We start from the raw sequence: 5,400 nt of genomic DNA, 5'->3' as shown, positions 1-5,400 counted from the left end.
GAATTTGAGCCAACCATGGCGTGGGTCGAACAGGTCAGGGCCGAGATAATGGCGAAGAAATCAAACACCAGGTCTGTTGCAAAGCTGAAGCGCTCGCCTCGCCCTGAGCGGCTGTCTTTGCGCTCAGAGCAGCCCACGGGGCGATACTGCGTAGATTGCGGCGAACCGCTGCCAGCAGGCTACTGGAGACGCTGTCCGGAGTGCTGGGTCACAGTCCGCAAGGGTCAAGACATGCCACTTGAGGAGTATGGGACGGCAAGTAGACGATAAGCGAAACCTCCTGCTGGAGGTCGCCCGGGCGTGGTGGCCCAGGCCTGATGAGCAGCCACTAGAACATAACGCATTCAGAGAGGATCCACATGGCCGCTGACCGCAAGCCCCTATACGCCAAGATCGCCATCGCCAGAAAGCAGCTCCCGGACATGACCGAAGAGGCCTACCGCGAGCTGCTGCACAATAAATTTCGGGTAGCCAGTGCCTCCAAGCTGAGCTTCGCCCAACTCTCAAGCCTGGTGCAGATCCTGGCGGAGATGGGAGCTGTCTTCACCACTCCGGGCAAGACCCACAGCAACACGAAGGTCACGGCCAAGGCCCGTCCGGATTGGATTGAAGTCAAGGACGGTGACCGCCACGCCGACCAGAAGCGGGCCATCTTGGCCATCTGGAAGAAGCTTGGCTACTCTATGAGCAGCCTGGAGACCAGGGTGAAACGTGGGTTCGGCGTCGAGTCTTTCGCATGGTTGCATGACGAAAAGAAGATTTCCGCCCTGCTGTCTGACCTGCAGAAGCGCGAGCATGCCTTCGACCTGAAACAGGTGGGCGTGAATGAGTGACGCCCCAGGACATGCATTGCGCCAGGCCGTGGTGGCCCGGCACGGATCGATTCATGCGTTTCTGAAGCGCAATCCGGAACTGACCAGGTCAACGGTCTACCAGGTGCTTGGCGACCGCTACCCGGGCAACATGGTCCGGCAGATGGCAATCATCAGGACGGCGCTTGAAGGTGTCTCGGAAACAGAGGCGCAGGCCCCGTGGCAGCTGCCGGATGTCGAGGAGCTGGCCGAGGTGCTCCTGGCGGCCAAATGCGCCAAGTGCCGCCGTCCGGATCGCAGGGGCTGCCGAGGATGTCGCATCCAGACGGGTCGGGAGGCCCAAGCAGTACAGGAGTTTCTGGCAAAAACGAGGTGAGCTATGTCCAAGAATTTGATCAAACACGTGGTCCGGCTGGTAAATGACGGCTGGCGTCCGTATGACGCCGAGCCAAAGCCGGAGGTCTATGACCGGCTGAGTTGCCCGCACGTCAACGACAAACCGCATAAGCGCCCCTACTGGTTCACACGGGGCGACATTTTTTGTTGCATCTCGTGTGAGCGTGCTTGCAGCCTGGTGCGGCCTTCAGGCTTCCCGCCGATCCTGCCGATCAACTACCCACCAGTCGATGAGCCATTCATGCTGTCGCCCCAGGAGCTGGTCTCCAAGCGTCACACGTTGCGGGTTGATGAAGCGGCATACTGCCTGAACGTGAGCGAGCGCCAGATCTACAACATGGTGGCCGAAGGCAAGCTGGTGGCCTTGCGCGAAAAGCCGGTGCGGGTGAGGGCGGCGGATGTAGCCTCGGCCATGGAGGATTTTGACGAGTGATCGGGCACCGTGTGTTTGAGCCATGAAATTTGCTTGAAATGATATTGCGTTGCAGGCTATAAAGCTTTCTCTTTTACAAAACGAGGTGATACATGAAAAGCGCTTTAATGCTCATGGCTCTAATGTTTGTTATCTCGGCACCAGCTTATTCAGCATCGAAGGGCGCGCTGTGTAGCGGACGCGGTACGAGTGTACAATTAGTCCACGTTGAAGCTGGAAAATACCAAGCAACTGTGTGGCACGATGGGCAGAGCAATTGCATCGTGACCGCGCACTTCCTCACGGGCAACATTCTCGATGATGTCCACATGGCAAATTTCATCGGATCGAAAGGCGAAACCGTCTTCGCTGATTTCCGAAAAACGGGAAAGTATGCGATAGAAGTCAAGGCAGATGGAGGCTGGGAGATTCGAATGCACCGCCTCGATACTCCGCCTAATGTCAGCCCTCTGTCTCAACCTAGCAAATTCATGCATGAAGAGCCGACAATCCCGCTTGAAACCTATTTCCCCAGGCGCGAGCGAGCGAATAAAAAGAAAACGGAATAAGAACCCTACACAGCCCCTACGCGGGGCTTTTTTATTGCCCTAATTCCAACGTCTAAACTAGTCTAAAAGACACCGCACCATACGCATCACCTCCTGCCCATACCTCTAATTACCCACATTCTGCCCCCTGAACAGGTCGTTTAGCCAGCGACCACATCTTCTTTGAGACGCCCAGCCGGGAAGGTCCCGGCGGGGTAATAAAAAATCCGGAGGCGTTATGTTCCGAAAGATTCTGGGCGGCGCTGTTCAGGGCGTCGAAAAGCTCCTGGGCAGGACGAAGTTTCAGATCGTGTACTGCTTTGTCCTGGTCGCGATTCTCTTCATTGCGCTGCTGGTTGCCAGCCCTCAACAGATCCCTGTCGTGGCCTATAAGCTGCTGCTCGCGCCACTTGGCGGTCTAGCCGGTTGCTGCGTTTGGCTTGCCCTGGTGCCTTACGCCAACCCGTCGCGCTACCTGGTCAAAGACTGGCGCAGCGATCCTGACGCCGATGTCGACGGCAAGGCGGACTTCGAAGTGGCCGACGGCTATGAGGGCATCTTTTGCACATGCCTGATTTGCGCAGTGCTGGCGTTTGTCATGGGTATGTTGGCCGTGGGGATGGGGTTGTGAACTGGCGGTTGGCCGTGGTGCTTCTGATTTGCGTTGCTGTCTGGCTCTTGGTCTGGGCAACATGGGCAATGGCAGGCCCCGCCATCCCACCTCAAGCCCAGCAGCATCGAGACCTTCTGATCCGAGAAGCCCGCATGGTCTGGGGCCTGGACGCCCCCGTAGCCACCTTCGCAGCCCAGATCCATCAAGAATCCCGGTGGAACGAACAGGCGGTGTCTCCCGCCGGGGCTCAGGGGCTTGCCCAGTTCATGCCCAGGACGGCCCGGTGGTTGCCGGAGGTTGCCCCGGAAACCGGGAAGCCGCTGCCTTTTTCGCCGTCCTGGTCGATCCGGGCGATGGTCATTTACGACCGCTGGCTCTGGAAGCGGATCCGCGTGGCATACTCGGACTGTGACCGTTGGGCGATGACGCTCTCTTCATACAATGGCGGCCTCGGCTGGCTGCAGCGTGATCAGTCTTTGGCCGATGCCCAAGGTCTGGATCCGCGTGTCTGGTCGCATGTGGCCATTGTCAACAGTGGCCGCTCGCCCGCCAACTTCCGCGAAAATCGCTCCTATCCGACACGGATACTGCACACCTTGACGCCGATGTACCGCGCCGCTGGCTGGGGCCCTGGAGGCTGTGATGCTCAGTAAGGCTTTGACGCTGGCCTCGTGGGTCTGGGGTAAAAAGACCTGGCTTGTGGCGGGGCTCACGGCCCTGCTGCTGGCCAGTTTTGCATGGGCCTACGTCCAAGGTCTGCGCCTTGATGCCGTCCGGGCTGATGCCGCACGTGAGATTCAGGCAGAACAGGCAGCACATAATGCCACCCGCGCCGCGCTGGTCACAGCCCTGGCCGAAGCCGCACGCTGGGCGGACGTGGCCAAGCTGGCGCAGGCCGCAACGGCCAGTGTACGAGCCACGGCCCAGGCTGCGCTGGCTCGTGAGGGGCAGGCCCGGGCAGACAGCCATGCCCGCAAACAAATTTTGTCGGTGGCCAAGCCTCGGATTCGGGCGGCCACAGAAACCATGGAGGTGGTGGATGATGCGACACGCAAGCGTGCTGCTGATCGTCTCAATCGCCCTTGGTAGTGGCTGTGCTGCGCGGCAGATTCAGGTTCCGCCTGCCCCTGAGATTGTGCGGATGGAAGAGTGCCCGTGTCCGGAGCGTCCCGATCTGCCGCTCATAAATGGCGGCCTGCCGTTCGACCATCCGGTGAATGTCGAGGCCGTCCTGGAACGCGATGACGTGTATCGGGCCTACATCCAAGGGCTGGAAGCGGCCATTGACTGCTACCGGGCCCAGACAGGGAGCGGCCAGTGAGTGACGAAGCGGATATGGCCCAGAAACCGGAACGACTGTTTCAAGCCGAGGCTTTGGGAAATGTCGGAACAGTTGGAAATCCAGGGTTCACCAGCTTTTTCAAATGCGCCGAATGCGACGGAGATATCCCGGAGCGCAGGCGGCAGGCGGTTCCAGGATGCAGGCTGTGTGCAGCGTGTCAGGAAGAGCAGGACCGTAAATCTCATTTATCGTGACAAGGAGCGTGAATGAACCCCCAAGAAATCCAGACCTTGATCAGCGCAATGCAGACCATCGCTGCTGTTCTTTCCGGCCTGGGCGTACCCGGGCTTGTTGCCCTGGCCCTGGCCGCACCGGCCATGGTGCTTGTGACCGTACTGGTACTTGATCACATCCGGAACACGCGCATGGCGATGATGCAGCAAGAGTTCCGCACCGATACCACACGCATCCTGGACGCGTACCGGAACAACACGAGCAAGATCCTGGAGGCCTACCGCGTGGATACACAGTCAGTCTGTAAAGAACTCGGTAAGGAGCACGCCGAGGCCGTGAGGTTCTACAACGACAACGTGGAGCTGGTGAAAGATTACGAGCGCATGGCGGATGCCCTGCAGACCTTGGTGATCAACAACACGCGGGCCGTTGAGCGGCTCATCACAATCGTGGAGGCGCGAACGAAATGAGTGAACGACGCGAGAATATTGGACATCGTGAGGACCTACGGTCCAGACGCAAGCTGGTGGCTGCCGAGGTCCAGGCGTTGCGGGATTCCATCCGCGCGGCCCTGCCAGTGGTGAACGAAGCGCATGAGGTCGACGGTGATCACGTCCTGAGCCTGGCGCTATCCATGAAGGAGAAGCTTGACGAGCTGGCGGGCCTGGATCGCAAGATCGCCATCCTCACGCGCGAACTGGACGGGTAAGCATATGGGCAAGGAACATCCACCTGAAACCGTCTGGCAGGCGCAGGAGCTTTACTGCGTTGACCGCTTCTCTTTTGACCGCGTGGCCGAACTGACTGGAGTTTCGGCCACGACGCTTAAGGCGTGGGCGGACAAGTACGGATGGCGCGAGAAGCGCGAAGAGATTGCCAGGGCAGAAAGCGACATTCGGGTCAACACCATTTTGGGCCGCAAGAAGGTACTGGATAGTCTGATCGGAGCCAAGAGCGGCATGGAAGCCTCCCAGCTGTCCTTTGCCGTTTCGGCGCTGGAAAGTCTGGCCATGAAACAGCAGGAAGCCGCACGCGCGGGCAAGATCCTGGAGCAGGCCACGTCTTCCTCGGAGATCAGGGCCGTCACAGACATCCCGGCGGCT

10 protein-coding genes, 1 other RNA gene and 1 pseudogene are annotated in these 5,400 nt (G+C 59.3%); all 12 read left to right on the top strand.

The window, feature by feature from the left end; all coding sequences use genetic code 11:
- The first annotated feature begins 268 nt into the window (after positions 1-268).
- Positions 269-331, top strand: an RNA gene (locus RBR41_RS14420) — hammerhead ribozyme type II.
- Between the two features lie 28 nt (positions 332-359).
- Complete coding sequence (locus RBR41_RS14415) at positions 360-833, top strand: regulatory protein GemA (protein WP_320353366.1); 474 nt, start codon at positions 360-362, stop codon at positions 831-833.
- On the top strand, positions 826-1,188 hold the full coding sequence (locus RBR41_RS14410) for a hypothetical protein (RefSeq protein ID WP_320353364.1): 363 nt from the start codon (positions 826-828) through the stop codon (positions 1,186-1,188). Before RBR41_RS14415 ends, RBR41_RS14410 begins: the two co-directional genes overlap by 8 nt.
- Positions 1,189-1,191: 3 nt before the next feature.
- Entirely contained in the window at positions 1,192-1,641 is a 450-nt protein-coding gene (locus RBR41_RS14405) for a helix-turn-helix domain-containing protein (protein WP_320353362.1), read from the top strand.
- 92 nt (positions 1,642-1,733) lie between these two features.
- Positions 1,734-2,189, top strand: a complete 456-nt coding sequence (locus RBR41_RS14400) for a hypothetical protein (protein WP_320353361.1) — start codon at positions 1,734-1,736, stop codon at positions 2,187-2,189.
- A 217-nt stretch (positions 2,190-2,406) separates the two neighbouring features.
- Positions 2,407-2,799: a putative holin gene (locus tag RBR41_RS14395; RefSeq protein WP_320353360.1), complete on the top strand. Its 393-nt coding sequence runs from the start codon at positions 2,407-2,409 to the stop codon at positions 2,797-2,799.
- 68 nt (positions 2,800-2,867) lie between these two features.
- Positions 2,868-3,434 carry a transglycosylase SLT domain-containing protein gene (locus tag RBR41_RS14390; RefSeq protein ID WP_320353369.1) on the top strand — a complete coding sequence of 189 codons (567 nt, stop codon included), beginning with the start codon at positions 2,868-2,870 and terminating at the stop codon, positions 3,432-3,434.
- Positions 3,424-3,870 carry a hypothetical protein gene (locus tag RBR41_RS14385; protein WP_320353359.1) on the top strand — a complete coding sequence of 149 codons (447 nt, stop codon included), beginning with the start codon at positions 3,424-3,426 and terminating at the stop codon, positions 3,868-3,870. Before RBR41_RS14390 ends, RBR41_RS14385 begins: the two co-directional genes overlap by 11 nt.
- Before the next feature lie 246 nt (positions 3,871-4,116).
- Positions 4,117-4,317 (top strand): TraR/DksA C4-type zinc finger protein, encoded by a 201-nt coding sequence (locus RBR41_RS14380; RefSeq protein ID WP_320353367.1) that lies wholly within the window; start codon positions 4,117-4,119, stop codon positions 4,315-4,317.
- Positions 4,318-4,329: 12 nt separating this feature from the next.
- Positions 4,330-4,767, top strand: coding sequence for a hypothetical protein (locus RBR41_RS14375; protein WP_320353358.1), 438 nt, complete (start codon positions 4,330-4,332; stop codon positions 4,765-4,767).
- The gene (locus RBR41_RS14370; protein WP_320353357.1) at positions 4,764-5,006 is read left to right on the top strand and encodes a hypothetical protein; all 243 of its coding nucleotides are present in this window, start codon (positions 4,764-4,766) and stop codon (positions 5,004-5,006) included. Before RBR41_RS14375 ends, RBR41_RS14370 begins: the two co-directional genes overlap by 4 nt.
- A gap of 4 nt (positions 5,007-5,010) precedes the next feature.
- A pseudogene (locus RBR41_RS14365) lies at positions 5,011-5,400 on the top strand (hypothetical protein); the annotation flags it as partial.

Origin of the sequence: Desulfovibrio sp., assembly GCF_034006445.1 — a bacterium.
Taxonomy (GTDB): Bacteria; Desulfobacterota; Desulfovibrionia; order Desulfovibrionales; family Desulfovibrionaceae; genus Desulfovibrio.
The sequence above is the reverse complement of the archived record's forward strand: the minus strand, read 5'-3'. Positions and strand labels throughout refer to the sequence as shown.

Bases quoted from the DNA above. Each gene is read 5' to 3' on its own strand.
- RBR41_RS14415 (WP_320353366.1), top strand. From the start codon at position 360: ATGGCCGCTGACCGCAAGCCCCTATACGCCAAGATCGCCATCGCCAGA.
- RBR41_RS14410 (WP_320353364.1), top strand. From the start codon at position 826: ATGAGTGACGCCCCAGGACATGCATTGCGCCAGGCCGTGGTGGCCCGG.
- RBR41_RS14405 (WP_320353362.1), top strand. From the start codon at position 1,192: ATGTCCAAGAATTTGATCAAACACGTGGTCCGGCTGGTAAATGACGGC.
- RBR41_RS14400 (WP_320353361.1), top strand. From the start codon at position 1,734: ATGAAAAGCGCTTTAATGCTCATGGCTCTAATGTTTGTTATCTCGGCA.
- RBR41_RS14395 (WP_320353360.1), top strand. From the start codon at position 2,407: ATGTTCCGAAAGATTCTGGGCGGCGCTGTTCAGGGCGTCGAAAAGCTC.
- RBR41_RS14390 (WP_320353369.1), top strand. From the start codon at position 2,868: ATGGCAGGCCCCGCCATCCCACCTCAAGCCCAGCAGCATCGAGACCTT.
- RBR41_RS14385 (WP_320353359.1), top strand. From the start codon at position 3,424: ATGCTCAGTAAGGCTTTGACGCTGGCCTCGTGGGTCTGGGGTAAAAAG.
- RBR41_RS14380 (WP_320353367.1), top strand. From the start codon at position 4,117: ATGGCCCAGAAACCGGAACGACTGTTTCAAGCCGAGGCTTTGGGAAAT.
- RBR41_RS14375 (WP_320353358.1), top strand. From the start codon at position 4,330: ATGAACCCCCAAGAAATCCAGACCTTGATCAGCGCAATGCAGACCATC.
- RBR41_RS14370 (WP_320353357.1), top strand. From the start codon at position 4,764: ATGAGTGAACGACGCGAGAATATTGGACATCGTGAGGACCTACGGTCC.